The 17,674-nt window shown below is 38.6% G+C and carries 16 protein-coding genes; 10 read left to right on the top strand and 6 right to left on the bottom strand.

The window, feature by feature from the left end:
• Positions 1-5: 5 nt before the first annotated feature.
• From LKL37_RS03725 to dinB, 3 genes are all read right to left on the bottom strand, one after another.
• The gene (locus LKL37_RS03725) at positions 6-857 is read right to left on the bottom strand and encodes a FecR family protein (protein WP_431609251.1); all 852 of its coding nucleotides are present in this window, start codon (positions 855-857) and stop codon (positions 6-8) included.
• 139 nt (positions 858-996) lie between these two features.
• A complete protein-coding gene (locus LKL37_RS03720; protein WP_431609250.1) occupies positions 997-4,050 on the bottom strand; it encodes a DNA polymerase III subunit alpha in 3,054 nt (1,017 codons plus the stop codon).
• Between the two features lie 9 nt (positions 4,051-4,059).
• Positions 4,060-5,214 (bottom strand): DNA polymerase IV, encoded by a 1,155-nt coding sequence (dinB, locus tag LKL37_RS03715; protein WP_431609249.1) that lies wholly within the window; start codon positions 5,212-5,214, stop codon positions 4,060-4,062.
• 61 nt (positions 5,215-5,275) lie between these two features.
• Here dinB and LKL37_RS03710 point away from each other — a divergent pair, with 61 nt between their 5' ends.
• The gene (locus tag LKL37_RS03710) at positions 5,276-6,040 is read left to right on the top strand and encodes an XRE family transcriptional regulator (protein ID WP_431609248.1); all 765 of its coding nucleotides are present in this window, start codon (positions 5,276-5,278) and stop codon (positions 6,038-6,040) included.
• A gap of 274 nt (positions 6,041-6,314) precedes the next feature.
• On the opposite strand, the gene LKL37_RS03705 is transcribed toward LKL37_RS03710, so the two are convergent.
• Complete coding sequence (locus LKL37_RS03705) at positions 6,315-6,839, bottom strand: RNA polymerase sigma factor (RefSeq protein ID WP_431609247.1); 525 nt, start codon at positions 6,837-6,839, stop codon at positions 6,315-6,317.
• A 624-nt stretch (positions 6,840-7,463) separates the two neighbouring features.
• Between LKL37_RS03705 and LKL37_RS03700 the strand changes: the two genes are divergently transcribed.
• The 9 genes from LKL37_RS03700 to LKL37_RS03660 all read left to right on the top strand — a co-directional run bounded on the left by LKL37_RS03700 (position 7,464) and on the right by LKL37_RS03660 (position 13,265).
• The gene (locus tag LKL37_RS03700; RefSeq protein WP_431610435.1) at positions 7,464-7,850 is read left to right on the top strand and encodes a single-stranded DNA-binding protein; all 387 of its coding nucleotides are present in this window, start codon (positions 7,464-7,466) and stop codon (positions 7,848-7,850) included.
• A 101-nt stretch (positions 7,851-7,951) separates the two neighbouring features.
• Positions 7,952-8,338 carry a hypothetical protein gene (locus tag LKL37_RS03695; RefSeq protein WP_431609246.1) on the top strand — a complete coding sequence of 129 codons (387 nt, stop codon included), beginning with the start codon at positions 7,952-7,954 and terminating at the stop codon, positions 8,336-8,338.
• Positions 8,339-8,418: 80 nt separating this feature from the next.
• Entirely contained in the window at positions 8,419-9,492 is a 1,074-nt protein-coding gene (locus LKL37_RS03690; RefSeq protein ID WP_431609244.1) for a DUF932 domain-containing protein, read from the top strand.
• A 58-nt stretch (positions 9,493-9,550) separates the two neighbouring features.
• On the top strand, positions 9,551-9,751 hold the full coding sequence (locus LKL37_RS03685) for a hypothetical protein (RefSeq protein ID WP_431609243.1): 201 nt from the start codon (positions 9,551-9,553) through the stop codon (positions 9,749-9,751).
• 7 nt (positions 9,752-9,758) lie between these two features.
• Positions 9,759-10,316: a PRTRC system protein E gene (locus LKL37_RS03680; protein WP_431609242.1), complete on the top strand. Its 558-nt coding sequence runs from the start codon at positions 9,759-9,761 to the stop codon at positions 10,314-10,316.
• Between the two features lie 28 nt (positions 10,317-10,344).
• Positions 10,345-10,563 carry a PRTRC system protein C gene (locus tag LKL37_RS03675; RefSeq protein WP_431609241.1) on the top strand — a complete coding sequence of 73 codons (219 nt, stop codon included), beginning with the start codon at positions 10,345-10,347 and terminating at the stop codon, positions 10,561-10,563.
• A gap of 19 nt (positions 10,564-10,582) precedes the next feature.
• Entirely contained in the window at positions 10,583-11,749 is a 1,167-nt protein-coding gene (locus tag LKL37_RS03670) for a hypothetical protein (protein WP_431609240.1), read from the top strand.
• Positions 11,746-12,465: a PRTRC system protein B gene (locus LKL37_RS03665; protein ID WP_431609239.1), complete on the top strand. Its 720-nt coding sequence runs from the start codon at positions 11,746-11,748 to the stop codon at positions 12,463-12,465. Before LKL37_RS03670 ends, LKL37_RS03665 begins: the two co-directional genes overlap by 4 nt.
• The gene (locus tag LKL37_RS03660; RefSeq protein ID WP_431609238.1) at positions 12,462-13,265 is read left to right on the top strand and encodes a PRTRC system ThiF family protein; all 804 of its coding nucleotides are present in this window, start codon (positions 12,462-12,464) and stop codon (positions 13,263-13,265) included. Before LKL37_RS03665 ends, LKL37_RS03660 begins: the two co-directional genes overlap by 4 nt.
• 332 nt (positions 13,266-13,597) lie before the next feature.
• On the opposite strand, the gene LKL37_RS03655 is transcribed toward LKL37_RS03660, so the two are convergent.
• Both LKL37_RS03655 and LKL37_RS03650 read right to left on the bottom strand, forming a co-directional pair.
• Positions 13,598-14,086: a hypothetical protein gene (locus tag LKL37_RS03655; protein ID WP_431609237.1), complete on the bottom strand. Its 489-nt coding sequence runs from the start codon at positions 14,084-14,086 to the stop codon at positions 13,598-13,600.
• 86 nt (positions 14,087-14,172) lie between these two features.
• On the bottom strand, positions 14,173-17,673 hold the full coding sequence (locus LKL37_RS03650) for a DUF6443 domain-containing protein (protein ID WP_431609236.1): 3,501 nt from the start codon (positions 17,671-17,673) through the stop codon (positions 14,173-14,175).
• Between the last annotated feature and the right edge of the window lies 1 nt (position 17,674).

Genomic DNA, 17,674 nt, shown 5'->3' with positions numbered 1-17,674 from the left:
AGATCTTACTTTTCCAGTCGATATCCTGTATCATATTTTTTGAGTGTTAAACCGGTTGTTAATGCCAAAGCCTGAAGTACCGCTTCTTCTTTTCTCTCATTTAAACTCATCGTTATAGTAGTAGCCGCATATTCAGCCGGATAATTCACCCTAACCCCATACGTCTTTTCTATGACTGAGAGAATCTCATCCAGCCTCGCATCATCAAATTCCAGATTGATCAGCGGAATATCCTCTTTTGAATTCAACTCCTTTCCATTTTCCTCCCGGATACCTGTAACTGCAGCTACCTTTTTACTTCCATAATTATCGAATGCCTCATCAGGGGATAATTCATATACCTTGTCCTTTTGCCCACTTTCGGAAACAGCCACTTTTCCTTTATACAATTCCACCCTGAACGCATTTTTCTCCTGCATCACTTTAAAGACCGTTCCAAGGACTTTTGCCTGATAGCCATTTCCACCAAACACGATGAAGGGATGTTTCTCGGATTTTCTAACCCGGAATACCGCGTTGCCTTCTAAATGAACCGCTCTCATATCATCAGGAAAGGATTTTTCAACGGTTAGTTTTCCACCTGCTAAGAGTTGTACGACCGTACCGTCTTCCAGCACAAGCTCTTTATCACTGCCCTTGGCCAGAAATATATCCGGACTCGTCATTCGGTGATATCCCACAAAGCCGATAACCATCAACACTACAAGCATAGCCGTGGTAATACCAACATTACGTTTCTTTCGCTTTCCTTCAATCCGGTCTATCCCCGCTGAGATATTGTCCCACAGCTTCTTGGATTCATCCGGGGTTAATTCTTTTTGTTTTTTTTCTTGCTCGTTAGTCTCATTGTTTTTCATAACATAAATTCATTAGGGCCTCTATAAGTATATAGTTCAGAAGCCAAAAAAAAACACCCCCAAGCGGGAGTGTTTTAAATCTTTTTAACATTAATTATGAATATTTAACATTATTACTGCCGTATCTGCAAGAAGCAGCTCACCTCATTTTATGGCGTGGAAGACCAATTTCATGCTCCTGCGGATAGGGTTTTCGATGCGTCATACTTACATCTTCTTTGATTTGACGATGAATATCATATTGTTTCTCATTGTCATATGCATATCTCGGATCAGGAATCATCGGCATTTTTGCCATTTTCAAAATAGTAATGGTCGGGAAATGAAAATCCACTTCAACGGTACCCAACAGTAAATAACAGCCACCTCCCAGAAAAGGATATGCTTTTAAATTATCCGGAAAATGGGCGGTATCAAAGTAGTCCCCGTTAGCATCAATCCAGGTTCCGAAATACATAGTCCCTTTTTTTGTGGGTACATGCTTCCGGGAAATCAGATAAGCAAGCATTCTTACCTGTTTTTTATGATATTGAACCAGATCTCTGCCCATTACATCCCCTCTATATAAGGTTTTCAGAAGATCAAAGGGACTGCAGGTAACCGGGAATCCCAATAATTCGATTTCATCAAAGGCATCTTCAAATGCTTCTCTCTTCAACTGTGGAAGCTGATATTCTTTGACAGGTTCCTCTATAAGTAACAAACCTCTGTTTTCGGGTTTGAACATACTCAGCAGCAGTCTTGCCTGAACCAGCAGTTCGTTTTTTGATTTCCCGGTAAAACGAAATGCATCAATAAAAATCAGGAGCTGTATGGTTTCAATGCCAATAGGAATCCGGCGGATAAAATCATCAAGGGACTTATAACCTCCATTTTTTCCGCGTTCTTCACCAATATTACGGGCAATGGAGGTCTCCAGTCCCTGCAGATGTATAAATCCAAGGTAAATTTCATTGCCCTTCAACACCGTTACATAATCACTGGTATTGACACATGGATTACGAATGATTCCGCCTGACATCCTGGCTTCATGGACATACACTTCGGTACGGTAAAAGCCGCCCATATTATTAATGACAGATACCATAAATTCCAGTGGGTAATATACTTTTAGGTACAAACTCTGATAACTTTCTACTGCATAAGAAGCCGAATGCGCTTTACAAAAGGAGTAACCTGCAAAAGACTCTATCTGTCGGTAAACTTCTTTAGAAAGCTCTTCAGGATGCCCCTGCCGTTTACAGGATTCAAAAAAATGATCTTTTACTCTTTGTAACGCTGATAATGATCTTCCTTTTCCACTCATCGCTCTCCTCAAAATGTCACCGTCTGCAGCCTCCAATCCTCCATAATACAGGGCGATCTTTATGACATCTTCCTGGTAGACCATAATTCCGTAGGTTTCTCCCAATTGCTCTTTAAAGACCGGATGGAAGTATTCAAATTTTGTGGGGTTATTGTGCCTGAAAATATATTCACGCATCATCCCGCTTTGTGCCACTCCCGGCCTGATAATAGACGATGCCGCTACCAGTGTTCTATAATCCTCACATTTCAACCTCCTTAAAAGTCCGCGCATAGCCGGGCTCTCGATATAAAAGCATCCAATTGTCCTACCCTGAGATAAGTATTCATTGGCCTTCTTTTCATTCTTGGAAATAGTAGTATTCCGGATATCAACACTGATCCCTCTGTTGTTTTTAATAAGTTTAACAGTATCATTAATAGTACCCAATCCTCTTTGGGAGAGAATATCAAATTTCTCAAATCCAATATCTTCGGCAACATGCATATCAAACTGCACGATCGGAAACCCTTTCGGAGGCATTTCCAGGGCCGTAAAATGCGTAATAGGCTCTTCAGAGATCAGAATACCGCAGGAGTGCATACTTCTCTGGTTAGGAAATTTTTCCATCATCTGCCCATACTGATGGACAAGCTTTACTACTGAATTTGAATCATGGTTCTCTATAGGCTTTGTAGCCAAATCATCTAGTTCCTCTTTTGGCAGCCCGAATACTTTGCCCACTTCCCGAAATATCGAACGATACTTGAATTCTACATTCGTACCACAAAAAGCAACATGGTCTTTTCCATACCGATCAAAAATGTATTGTAAAATGATATCTCTTTCCTGCCAGCTCCAGTCAATATCAAAATCAGGAGGAGTCTTCCGGTTTAAGTTCAGGAATCTTTCAAAATAGAGATCCAACTCAAGGGGGCAGATATCTGTTATTCCTAAACAATAGCTTACAATACTATTGGCACCGCTTCCCCGGCCTACATGCATAAACCCCATGCGGTTGCTATACCTGATAATATCCCAGGTAATGAGAAAATACCCACTAAAATTCAGCTGATCAATTACTTTCAGCTCTTTCTCCGCCCTTTTCCAGGCAATATCATGATCCGGACCATAACGGTGTTTTAATCCCAGTCTGGTAAGTCTGGTGAGAAATCGCCGGTCGTCTTCTTTAGACCTGGTATAGTATTTTTTGTTTCTTGGGGTTGAAAATTCAAAATCAAATTGGCAGACACGTAAAAGATCATGGGTATTCTTGATCATCTCAGGATATCTTTCATAAACCTTTTCTATCAGCTCCACAGCCCTGAAAATCTCAGTGGTTTTACAATGATCGGTTTCTTTAAGTCTTGGTAGCAAAATATTGTGGTCGATGGCGCGCAAAATACAATGCAGTTCATATTCTTGCTCTGTACCAAAGGTAACAGGATGCCATACCACCATCTTGTCTTTGAGTTTCTTGAACTCAGAACGTATAAGTAACGTGAGTTCCTCCTCACGAATACCGACAAACTCATTTTCTTTAAGTTGGTCAGGGATATTTTCTTTAGGATAAATTACAAATACATTGTTGAATTCGGGAGCGGTTTCTGTTAATTCCTTTCCCTCACAATTATAATCCGTAATGATCCTGTTTATTTCCCCGATCCCACTAAAGTCTTTGGCAATAGCGATATAAAAAAGCTTTCCTTCTTTTCTAATTTCAACACCTGCTACAGGTTTTATACCGTATTTTTCGCATTCTTTCTTAAAATCATAAATTCCGGTAATGGTATTAATATCGGTTAATACCAGTTCCCGGGCACCCGATTGGTGAGCCTGTCTTACCAGCTCTTCTACTGATAGAGTTCCATAACGCAGGCTATGGTATGAATGGCAATTGATAAACATAAGTAAGGGCTAGGGATGATTGTGAAAATTAAAGCCTGAAGCCCTGCCAACAGCATGAGTTCCAAATCGGTTTTTAATTTGATCCATGCTCTTATAGAGACTGATCATTTCTGCGGTGTCCTCGAACAGATTCATCTGGTGAAGTCCATGCACAAGACCCGTAAAACGTAAGCCTACCAAACGCAGACGCATTCTCCGGGTATAGGCTTTATTAAACAGTTCCAATGCCAACCGGGACAGTGTATGATCTGCTGAAGTATAGCTAACCCTACTCTGCTTGGTTTCTGTATCAAAATTAGCATATCGGATTTTGATCACCACAGTGGAAGTCAGCCACTTTTCTTTTCGAAGCTGATACGCCAGGTGTTCTGCCATCCCCGAAATGAGTACGCGTATCGCATGGATATCCATCGTATCATCTGTGAACGTTCTTTCCATTGAAATGGATTTACGCTCTGAATAAGGAAAAACAGGATTTTCATCTATTCCATTGGCTTTCTTCCATAATTCCATACCATTTTTACCGATCATTTGCTGAAGTACCTCCGCCGGCATTTCAGATAGGGTTTGTATCGTCCGAACTCCAATTCTTGAAAGGAGCCGGAAAGTAGCATCTCCCACCATGGGAATCTTTCGGATGGATAAGGGATTTAGAAACGGCTGAATATCCCGTGCCTTTATTTCAAGTCGTCCTACTGGTTTCGCTTCTCCCGTTCCAATTTTTGAAACGGTTTTATTAGTAGATAAGGCAAAACTTATCGGAAGTCCTGTCTCCCTGGTAACTGAGGATGCTATTTCCTCAGTCCACTGGTAACATCCAAAGAATTGATCCATACCGGACAAATCAAGATAAAACTCATCGATACTTGCCTTTTCCATTACCGGTACTTTTTCCTGAATAATTTCTGTCACCGTATGGGATAAGTTAGAATACAGCTCATGGTCACCACGAATTACTTTAGCTTCGGGACAAAGCCTGAGAGCCATTCTTATGGGCATGGCGGAGCGAACTCCAAATTTTCTTGCTTCATAGGAACATGACGCCACCACTCCGCGGTCACCACCTCCTATGATCAGGGGTATACCATTAAGCTTTGAATTATTTCTCCTCTCACAGGACACAAAAAAAGTATCCATATCCATATGTACTATCGCTCGTTCCATGTGACAAAATTAGTTACAGTTTGTAACAGAATTACTATATTTGCTGTTACTAATTGTAACAATGTCGTTTTTTGCAGATAACATAAGGCTTTTAAGAGGCAGAAAGAAAATCAGTCAGGAAGATCTGGCGGGAATCCTTGTCATTACCCGCTCCGCCTATGCTGCCTATGAAAGCGGCAGAGTACAGCCCGCACCTGAGTTTTTAATTAAAATTTCAAAGTACTTTAACATAAGCATTGATCTTCTTCTTACTGTAGATATAAGAAAATATCCATTAGAAAAAATGATTAATCTGACCGACAACAGAATAGTGCTGCCAGTGATGGTCGATCCTCAGGAAAAAGGATTTATTGAGATCATTCCCCATAAAGCTTCTATGGGATACCTGCAAGGATACAGTGATCCCGAATATATAGAAAGCCTGCAGAGAATCTCCTTACCTTTTCTAAATAATGGTAAATACCGAGCTTTCCCAGCTGAAGGTGATTCTATGCCGCCTTTTACCGATGGCTCTTATATTATCGGAAAGTATGTGGAAAAAATACAGGATTTAAAACGGGATAAAACGTACATTTTTGTTACCCTGAATGAGGGAATTACCTACAAGATTTTTGTTGCGAAAAATAAGCAGTCAATAACAGTTGCCGCTGATAACTCACACTATGAGCCATACGATATACCCATGAGTGACATCCTGGAAATATGGCAATATGCCGCCGGACTTCTACCGGAAGATTACAGAATATATAATGAACCGGATACCATGAGTGTAAAAGAAATGTATCTGGAACTAAAAAAGGACATCAAAAAGCTACGTGATCAATAAACAATTCAATGATAAAAAGAGAATCATTTCTGAGCAGTACTTCTTACTCATTACATTGAAAATCATTCCTTCATTTTTCTTTCCCTAAGCTCTTATTGACGATGGATCTGTAAGCAAACGTGGCGTTATACAGCATACAATTCTTCAAAAATAATAGACCTGAATCATTACGCTAACAACAATCGAAAAGCCTTGTATTAACTATTTTCAAACGCATCGAAAAACGCTATTGACACCATTCAAAGGTCACCTGCTTATTTTAGAGTGGTCATATTTACTTTCGTAATTTACTTATCAGAAACTGCATCACTTTATCAATCTGATTACCTATGGCTGATTTAGACATATTCATTTCAGCGGCTATTTCATCCCTGGTTCTTCCTTCTATTTTACTCAGCAAAAAAATTTGCTTCCTTTTTTCCGGAACCAGGTCTAGTGTTTCGTAAACGGCTTCAAGCCGGCGTTCCTTTTCCAGCTGTATTTCCAGTTCCTGTTCTGAATAATCACAAATCTCAACCTGTAATTCTTCAATAGAAACGGATTCGCCCAATATCCCTGATTTGATTTCTTTATAAAAATGATAAATCTCCTGTCTGCAGGTGCGGAAGATGATGCCATCTGCGGAACTGTTCTTCAGTTTCTTTCTGTACTTCCACAGATGAATGAAAACATTCTGTACAATATCCAGTGCATCATTTCTCTTCCCCACTTTTTTAAAAACGTGAGAAAATATAAGCTGACTATACTTTTCAAATACCTCCTTTTGGAAGTCCCTGTATTTATTATTTAAAACAAACATCTTTCGGGGGAATCATTCGTTGTTGTTAACTGGAGATTTTACATAGACAGGGAATGAAGTTTTTCCGGCTGTCTCCATTTATTATGCTGAAAAATCAGATCACAATATTTAAACATCACACCGACAAATATAGGAATTATTTAATAACAAGAGGCTTATATCATAAAATATCAATCACATAGTATAGAAACACCTGATTTTTTTGAATTTGATGGTCCATTCAAATCGCTGCCATATCCCCATAATCCTTGTGGTCAATTCTTTTTATAATCTTTTTGGCCTAACTCCATTTTTTGCACCATACCTGCTGATATTGATTTTAGATCTCGCATGACTTCACACAGAGATTATTACACAAGTAATACTTTCCAAAGAAACCGGTAAAAAGGCAGCTAAGGTAAGCCGTACACCTCACGCACAAGCCTGCCAAAAGACTACGGCATAAACGGTTTCCCCCCATAAATGGGTCCCCCCAATTATTCCGTTTCCTTTTGGCTTTTCCCTTTGTACGTCTTCCATATCTGCTTTCTTTTTTCCGGTTTTTCTTTTGGAAAGTATCACGAAAAAACGAAGCAGGACAGGGAAAAAGAGAAGAAAAAAACATTAACTCAAAAAAGTAAAGTTATGAACATCATTGGAAAATTAACACAGGACGCGCAGGTACGCACGACATCAAACAACAGACAGGTAGTAAGTTTTTCTGTTTCGGTGAACGACAGCTACAAAAATAAGCAGGGCGAACGCATCAAGCAGTTTACCTTCTTCGACTGCTCCTACTGGCTCGGTACAGGTATAACGAAATTTCTTAGCAAAGGAACACTCGTGGAACTAAGCGGGAGGGTATCGGCTAACTCTTGGACGGGAAAAGATGGAAACATACACACCGGACTAAATTTCCACACCTCCCAAATCAAACTGCTTGGGAATAGCGAAAAAAACAACAATACGCCCGAAACAAAAGAACTGGCAATTGCAGACAAAGAAAACGGAATGGGTGACCTGCCCTTCTAAAAATCTCTTATCAATCAATAAAAGTAAACATCATGAAAGATCAATTCAAATTCAGAATACAAAATCTGCTTTCACGCAAGGGAGATACAATCAGTGCCCCTATGTCCCCTCTGCTCTTTGCAAAGGAAATGGCAAAGCAGAATCAAGTGAAATTTAACAGGCTGGTAAGAGTATCATTTGATGATGAAACCATCCACCAAAGGCCGGAAGACGGTGGATATACAGGGCATGATACGCTAATTATTGCCGCTCAATACCTCAACGACCTCTATCTCAGCATGTGGGTAGATGAAGGGGTTTACGGCATCCCGGTAGCGATGACTTTTCAATCAGACAGAGAACTCATTATTACATCAGCTTATAAAGAAGCTCAGTTCGCCCGCAAACTGTCTGTAAAAGAAATACAAGAAATATTCAATTACATCTTTGACAACCCCTCAGCTCTTGATGTCAAAAACGAAGCTGATTCCACAGGCGATAAAAAATAACAGCCTGTATTCATCCACAGGCAACCGTCAGGATTGCCTGTCCTTTAAACTTCTTAATAATCAATCTAAAATCAAATATCATGGCACATAATTTAAATTTCAACAACAAAACAGGACGTTATTCATTCTTTACCGTAAAAGAAAAAGCCTGGCACGGATTGGGACAAATTATACAGGATTATCCCACCAGTGAAGAAGCCATCAGGTATGCAGGACTCAACTACGAAGTAGCCAAATCCCCACTCTATACCAAAGGCTCAGGAATCATTGAAACCGCAGATGGTATCGAAATCGGTTCCAATGAACTGCATGTTCCCAATTACTTCGCCAACATCCGCACAGATAATAACGCAGTACTCGGTGTGGTAGGAAAAGACTATCAGATCATACAAAACTGCGATGCCTTCACTTTTTTTGATGCCATCGTTGGAGGTAATAACGGCATTCTTTACGAAACCGCAGGGGCATTAGGACAGGGGGAACGCATCTTTATTACCGCTAAGCTTCCCGATTACATTCGGGTAGGAAATGGGGATGATATCACCGAAAAATACATCTTCCTGACTACGTCACACGACGGTAGCGGAAGCATAACGGCAGCATTTACCCCTATCCGTATTGTCTGCCAGAACACCCTTAATGCTTCACTCCGAAACATGAGTAATGTTGTACGCATCAAGCATACAGCAGGGGCTAAAGAGCGGTTGGAAAATGCCCATAAGATTATGGGATTAGCAAACAACCTTAGCAGAGAGTTAGAAGGAATTTTCAACCAGTGGGCAAAGGTAAAAGTCACAGACTACGAGGTAAAAAAGCTAATTCAATTGGCACTTTGCCCAAACAAGGAAACGCTTGATTTACTGAAAAAGGGGGCAGATGATGAAATTTCCACCGTATTTAAAAATACGGTTGATGATGCCTTCGCTTATGCAATGATAAGCGACACACAGCAAATGGAATCCACAAAAGGTACTCTCTTTGGTGCTTACAATGCAGTAACAGGCTACTATCAGAATGTACGTAACTACAAAGATGGTGAAGCCAAGTTACAGTCTATCGTCATGGGAGGTACTGCACAACTGAAAACACAAAAAGCATTTGAATTATGCACCGCTTTTGCCATAGATGGCGCAGAAACTTTTACTCTTAATTAACCATGTACAGGCAGTCCGTCATCTGATGGCGGACTGTCCCTACAAAAAATTAAACAGTATGAAAATAACAGATTTGCACGGCCATTCAATCGAGGTTACCAACCTTCAAATAGCAATAAAACAGGCCAAAGAATTTAAAGATTTCAGCCATGAAGACAAAAGTTTCTCCGATTTTGATCAAAAGCAAAATGTCTATTGGGCAGATATGTACAATAAATTGATTCAAGTCCGCAAGCAATTACCAAACACTTCAAAATAACAATATCATGGATGCTAATTTTTTCAGGCAGATTGCCCAAATGAATCTCAAAGGGAATTTACTCCTTACCATAACCCAAACACAGGGAAACAGCATTATTGTTTCTGTGATGCTTCAAAATGAAACATGCACAGACCATGCAAAAGAAGGTATACCTCCTTTCAATCTCAGGGGAACAGCAGAAGAACTGGACATGGGATTCTTTGAAAAAATCACAACTCCGATGCAGACAGCTTCAGGTTTAGTAGACAACATGGAATTCTTCATGAAACAATTGGAAGAAGCCCGCAGACAGTCCGCTATGGAAAAAGAGAAGACCAATAAAGAGAAACTCGAAAAAGAAGCAAGGGAGAAAAAATACCGTAATGCAATGCTGAAAGCAGACACTTTTGAAAAAGATCAGCGGTATAGGGATGCTTGGACCGCCTTACCAAAAACAGCTGATTACCCTGAATACGCTGAAATCATAAGGAAACGGCAGGACGATTTCGCCCGTCATTTTGCTCCCGACCTTTTCAATGCGGAGGAAACTCCACAAGAAATGATAACGCAGGAGGAAGAATAATTTTTGTTAACCCGAAAAATGAAAAATTATGTTACTAGCAACACAATTAGAGAGGGCATTTATATTTATCGAAAAAGGACAGGAAATAAAGCTGACAGACCCAGAACCACAATGGAGTGTACAGGCAGTGCTTAATTTCTATTCTAACACCTACCCTATCCTTACCACAGCAAAAGTATCAGCTCCCGTTATCAAAGATGATACGGTACAATATCGGTTTGAGAGCGTAATTGGTACAAAAGGCTAACCCGTTAAATAGTAAAACAATGACTTATGCAATCACCTATAATAGCAGGGATAATCAAACTTCCCCAAGATCCGATGCAACAGAAGTTGCACAGGCAGTTAATGGACTTCGTAATTTGGATGAAAAAACCAAAAGATGCCAGCGAGGTAAAAAAAGACAAGCGACAACCTGTTCCGGTTACAATGCTTCCTATGGTTTTCTGAGAACTACATTCATGCCTAAACTAAAAGAAACAGAAACCCTACAGGCTTGTAAAGAAAATAGCAAAAAGGAAAGGAATTTTTATACATCGCTTTCCTACCTTGCCCATCATTACAGTCTGGAATCCCTAGCAACAGACTCCTTCACCTACCCGTACAATATAGCTTTGGCTATGTGGGATATTCAAAAACAACTTAAAGAAAAATTTGAAAATTGGGAGGAAATCAGGCTGATACAAGACTCTAAGAAAATTTATCTCACCTGTACAGAAAGATACAACACAGGAGGTAGTCTTTACTATATTCCTGTTATACCACTCTATCGGATGATTAAAGACCCCCATCGGAAAAAGACTGCCCTTCTCCTTCTATCTGTTTTCTCTTACCTCTATCATGTGGCGCACATTCCCTACTACCGGCAGGAAGATTCCTATTTATATTGGCAATATGAAATGCTGAAAGACTGGTTGATTGAAGATGAAGACGAAGACAGGAAAGGTTGTATGTCCGAATTTGTACAAGCAGAATGGGTAGGCACACATATGGAACAAAAGATTTACAACTATAAGAATTTAGAGCTGTTTGAAAGACGCGTACATTCTTTTACAATCAATGACACTTTCGATACAGATTGCCTGCGGTTGGCTTATGAAGTCTTTAATATTTATCAGCAATACCCTGATAAAAACATTTTCCAAAATGCCCACCCCAATGGAGAAGCACAGGAATATGACAGAGATAATATTATATCCATGGACAAATATATTTCGTTCTGTGCCAACGATCACGGATGGCTGACTGAATCCCTTGAAGAAACCGTTAATAACGAATTGCAGGAATATGGACAGATAGATGAACCCATTATTACCAAACACTTTAATAATAAAAAATCAATATCAGTAAACTTAGATTTTGAGAACCGTCTCTTTCCACTGTTAGATGATCTTTGCTACCTATTGTATCACTATAGACCTCTTTTGAAATGAAAGAACAAAATGATATTACCCACCAATTAGGGCAATTATATTTTCCCCAATCGGCACTGGTTTTCTATCAAACTGAAGGAAACCGCCCGGACACTTATGTAGAATATTTTGACATGGACAATACCGGAATGCCTGTTAATGCCCATCCGTTGACATTAAGAGAAGCTAAAGCACTGACCAAAGCATTATGTATCTCTGATGAAAAAGTCAACTGTTTGCAATCTCATGGCATGCTGAGTAGTCATATCCTGCATATTGACCCTCTAAAAGGTAAAGCTGTTTGGTTTACAAAGTCGATGCAAAGACAACTTTGCTTTACTGAAAACCTTGACTTGCCCAATGGCAAAGCCTATGTACCACCCATGTTATGGGTAGCAGACAGACAAAGCCTTGCCGTATTTGCACTGGCTGGCAACCGCAGACCCAACGAAAAAACAATCCTCTATCAAGCCCCATTTTTCAACATCTATGAAGACGGAAAAGTATGCATGGGAAGCGTTGATGTACGGATAAAGAAAACAGCATTACTGGAAGAATTTACCAAAGCTTGGGAAGATTATTTCTTTAACAGCTACTTCAGTCACCTGATGGCAGGATACAACCCTATTCAGGGCAATTGTGTATGCCTTTGGAAACATCTTATCACCACAGGAGAAACTTTCCCGATAGAGGTACTTAAAAAAACCGACATAACATTAAAAGATCTACTAAAATGAATACTGATAAACCAAAAGTACATTTCACCAATAAAGAGCTTCTTAATCCTACCAACCCTATAACCGTTAACGTTATAGGGGCTGGCGGTACAGGCTCAAAAGTGCTTACATGTCTATTGGAAATGAATCACAGTCTTATAGAGCTGGGACATCCGGGACTGTTCATCCGTCTCTGGGATAGTGATAAGGTAACGGGTGCCAATATCGGCAGACAACGTTTTGCCGGGTGCGAAGAAGGACTTTATAAATCCGTTGCCCTTATCAACCGGGCAAACAGATGGGCTGGCACTAACTGGAAATCGGAAACCCGAAGATTTGAGAAAAATAATTTGGGAAAATTACCAACAACCGTAAAAGCTACTTTGTATATTTCCTGTGTGGACTCTGTAAAAGCGCGGTTTGAAATTACTGAAATTCTAAAAGAACTTGGAGAGTATAGAAACTATGGGGATCGTCCAGCTTACCTCCTTGATTTTGGAAACAGCAAAGACACAGGACAGGTTATCCTTTCCACCATTGGCGAAATCAGGCAACCGCAATCTGAAAAATATCAAACGATAGCCACCCTACCCTTTATGACCGATGAATACGGAGAATTATTGCAACAGTCCGAAATATCTGACGATACCCCCAGTTGCTCATTGGCTGAAGCATTGGAAAAGCAAGATCTGTACATTAATTCCGCATTGGCCCAGATGGGCTGTTCTTTGGTATGGGGATTATTTCGTAATGGAATGACCCCATACAGGGGATTTTTCTTCAATCTAAAAGATTTCAATTGCCAACCTATCCCCGTCTGATAATCCAAAATCGGCGGCAAAAATGCAGTCCCTTCCGAAACGGAGGGACCGCATTTTTGCGCTTAGAAATGGCGTAGCCCGTCAGGTAAAACTTTGCCTTCTTCACAATAGCCTCCACACGTTCTACCTGACCGGCTACAACATATTTGATGGAACTATCAGAGTTCCGAAATTGCGATAGTTTTGACTTATTTTTTTTCGCTTAACCTTTTAGAAATGAAACCTTATTCTTAATTCGATAAATATACACCAAACAGTAATAAATAATGATTGTCATAAAATAAGATCCCCCTTGAAAATCAAGAGGGATCTTTGGAAAAATTAGTTATTAATTATTGCTCTTTATACTGTTTTATAACCTTTGTTTCCATATTATCATTTTTCCATAATTCAATATGGTAATAATCTTTATCTGTAGAATGTGGTAAGTCAGTTTCTTTAACACTACTTAGATTTGAAGAGTAAACTCTTACTTTGTATCTTCCAGGATCAACGTTTATAGATAATTCTATGTGGCTATGCGGACTATCTAATAATTGTAGCACACCCGATTCTATGTTAATACTCCCTTCTACAATATGATCGTAGTTTCTATAATCGCTATTTATGCTGGCATTCTCTAAGACTTGTATATCTCCTCTGATTTTACCATAGCTTTCCGTGAAAACTATTAAGGCATTTTTCTCAATCCCTAAACGTCTATTCATATCTTCAGTAAAAGAACTCATATCTTTCTTTTCATCAGCATTAAAATCTTTACCAACTGAACTTATATAAAATTGATTGTATTGAGTATCAAAGTTGAACTTTTGTACTTTCATATTTGTTTTGTTATTGCTTATGCACGATGATAACATGCTAATTATTAATAGTGTGATATAATTTTTCATATTGCAAATATATGGTTTTATGGAACAGGAACAGTACGTAAAATCCAAGCTGCTGCTGCCAAAACTGCTGCTCCAGCCACTACAGGCCACATTTTATATGGAATTACTGGTCGACCAAAATCAGGAGTCGTAACAACTGGGGCTGGAGCTGGAGTCTTATATTTCTCCAAAGCTTCCTCCTTCACGTCCTGCATTTCCCTATTTTTAGGAACTGGAACAACTAAAAATGCATCTCCCGTTTTTAATGTACGATAAAGTGGACGTAATTCTCTTGTCCCTTGCCAGTTGTTTTCCGCACGAGGGACTAACATAACATGTGCTCGTGATCCATCAGGTTGTTTTCCTCCTTCAAATGTAGAAGCATAAGGATATTCATCTCTTTCATAACCTGGTACGGTTGCAATACCATATGTAGCTTGTTGCCTTCTTTGCCTGTTTCTTTTTTGATCTGAATCATAATGTAATAATTCTGGTTTCCCCTTTTGAAAAGAATTCAGTGTATGTCTATAAATATTTGGAGTTATGGTTTCTTGAACGAAGTGGATGCCCTTGATATTGTAATTTCCTGAAGAGGTCATATTCTGAAAGTATCGCAACATCATTCTTGCATGGCTTCCAGTAAATCTAACTCCACCGGCAATATTAACAATATCTCTTCCATCAGGATCAATTGAACTGATAGGATTATTAGCTACATAAGTATATGGAGAGGTTGAAAAGAATTTTTCAGACAGAGGATCTATTGCACTCCATCTTCCAAGATCCGGCATGTACATTCTTGCTCCATAATCAAAAAAACCTGTTTCCTGTAATTCCTTACCATTATACTTGTAAGAATGGTAGCCTCCAAAGTAAGAATTACTAAATCCTCCGGATATATGACTTAACCCAAATGCATAGTAGTTGTTGGTGTCTGTAACTTCAAGATTTCCTGCGCTGTCTTTAGCAAAACTCACACGCAAATTACCTAAGTGATCTTTATATTGATAAATATAGCGGTTCTCTGTAAAGCTATATACTCCTTCCGCTGTCGGAACAAAATCAAGGTTCCATTTAGGAGTTACTATTGGATTAAAAACACTTTTATAAGCCTGTTGTTCATAGGCATTTTCGGTACGGCACGTTATACAACTTCCACCTCCTTCAAAATAATTATATTGAAACCCGTCCAAATAATCTGTAATAGTACTACTAGCCATACCTCTTGGAGGTGCACTCGTGTAAGTTTTACGTACTTTTATGCCGTCTGCTCTGTATAGATAATCCAAGCCACTATTCATAGAAAGTCCAAATGGATTATTCTGAGTGATTGAGTAGGAATCAGCTAAACTCAAATGGTTATATACAATACTATTAATTCCTTTATCCTTCAGAGTAGTCATACTCCCATTCAGGTCATAATCAATTATATTATTTCCTCCTTCATAACCAGTGTCATTCAATGCATTTTCGATCACCTGCGTAAGACGATTACCATTATAAATATAATCGAGGTTATCAACTAAAGTCGCTGTTTGTCCTGAGACTGGTATGGCACTTCTTTTCAGATTGCTAATATTGCCATTCAAATCATAGGTAAGGTATTCGTCATAATTTCCACTTACTCCTGTGGAAGGCTCTTTATAAAAAGCATTGGTTAATCTATTAAGTTTATCATATTCATAGTTATATCGTTTCAGGAGATTCTCTGATGCATTATTCCAATTAACTTCAGCTACAGCCCCATTGAATTTCCCTACTACCTGAGGATTCCCCGGATTATTATATCTCACTTCATAACCGAACAGTTTTCCGTTTAGATTGACAGGATCATTTATTTGGGTTAACCAACCACGTATGTTATATTTATAATCTATTTTCTGTAGCGGGTTTGCTAAATCTACTCCTCCTACTTTCTTAGATTCCAGCTGTGAAATTTCATTATATTTATTCTGAGCAAGAATTTCAATCGGGTTGCTATCTACCTGATGCTTATGAACAAGAAGCCTGTTCCGTGAATCATAATCAAAATTTTCTGTAATAACTCTTTCTGTATCAGTATCTAATCTTTTATGTCTTGTAATATTTTTTTGGGGTACACCTGCAAAATCAAGATTAGACTCTTCCCTTGTATATCCTCCCAAATGATTGATGGAATGACTTCCTATAACTCTCCCTTTAGCATCATAATAAGAATAAGTTTTAGTCCAGTTATCGTCTTCAATATTTTTCAATAAGGACATAACAGATAAATTATTCGTATTCACATTATTATTTTGTGAATCAGATACAACAGCTGTTCCTAAAATATTTGCCGGAAATGTTGGGTTAAAACTGTATGAAGGATATGAGTCATAATAATTTATCGACATTAATTTAACCCATCCAACATTAGGATATGTACCATTTGGATCATAAAAAACATCCATCCCTTCTCTGTTAAAAAAAACATTGGCAGTTCTTTTAACATTATTGGATATAAAGCTGTCTGCCAAAGTTTGCTCGGAGACTCTTGTTCCTCCAGAAAATATACCTGTAAAAGCTACTCTTCCGAACTGATCATACTTTGTATATAGCCATTGCCCTTTATCTCCTAAATTAGCATCTCTTGTTGCAACTACTCTGTCCTGCCTGTCATAAATAAAATATTCAATTCCCCTACCAGGCAATTTCTTTTCTATTAGGCGTAATCTCTTATCATAAGAATATTGATAGCACAAATCATTTCGCACAACATCAGGTATTATTGTACCTGAGGCAATATTTTTGATATTTTCGGATGCTTTAGGAGTAATGATAAATGCTATTTTATTGTAATCATTATAAACATAGTAAGTATCTGCATTTTCACTTGAATTCAGCACCTTCCTTTCTAACACAATTTGTCCCTCATGATTTCTAAATTCAATTACTGTATTTCCATCCTCATCAATAACACTATTTTTGTAGAGTTGCTGGGGAAGATAAAAGCCATTTGAAGAATTATTATCAGCTACTTTTAAAGTTGAGTTGGTTTTATTTTCCTGCCAAGTTGTTGGTGTTGCATAATACTTTCTTACCTCACTATCTGAATTTGTACTATAACTAAACTTAACTGGCTTTCCACTCCAATCTGTACCAACATTAATCTTTTGTTGAATTCTATCAATCGGAGAATTTTCCATTTTGATTTCTGAGTAAATCTTTTCAGAGCCATATATATCTGGTTGAGTTGCATTAGTAAGTGGATTACTATAGAAATTACCATTTTGAGTTGAGGACTGAGGTACAGGAAGATACTCTTTTATTTGCCTTCCAAATCCGTCATACTCAATATGATTTACAACATCTCTCCTTAATGGCGAAGCTTTTACATTAACTGTTTGTTTTGGTCGCCCTAATCCATCAAAGTATTGAACTGTTTCAATTTGTTTGGCCGTTATATTTGTATTTGTTACAGGTTCAAGATATTCTCTTGACTGTATATAATTTTCTGTTGCTGTTTGCGCATAACTTTGTCCAATGACAAATACACTTAGCGCAATAAAAATATTTTTCATG

The organism is Chryseobacterium sp. 'Rf worker isolate 10' (assembly GCF_050753305.1).
GTDB lineage: Bacteria > Bacteroidota > Bacteroidia > Flavobacteriales > Weeksellaceae > Chryseobacterium.
This window is presented reverse-complemented; position numbering and strand designations above follow the sequence as displayed.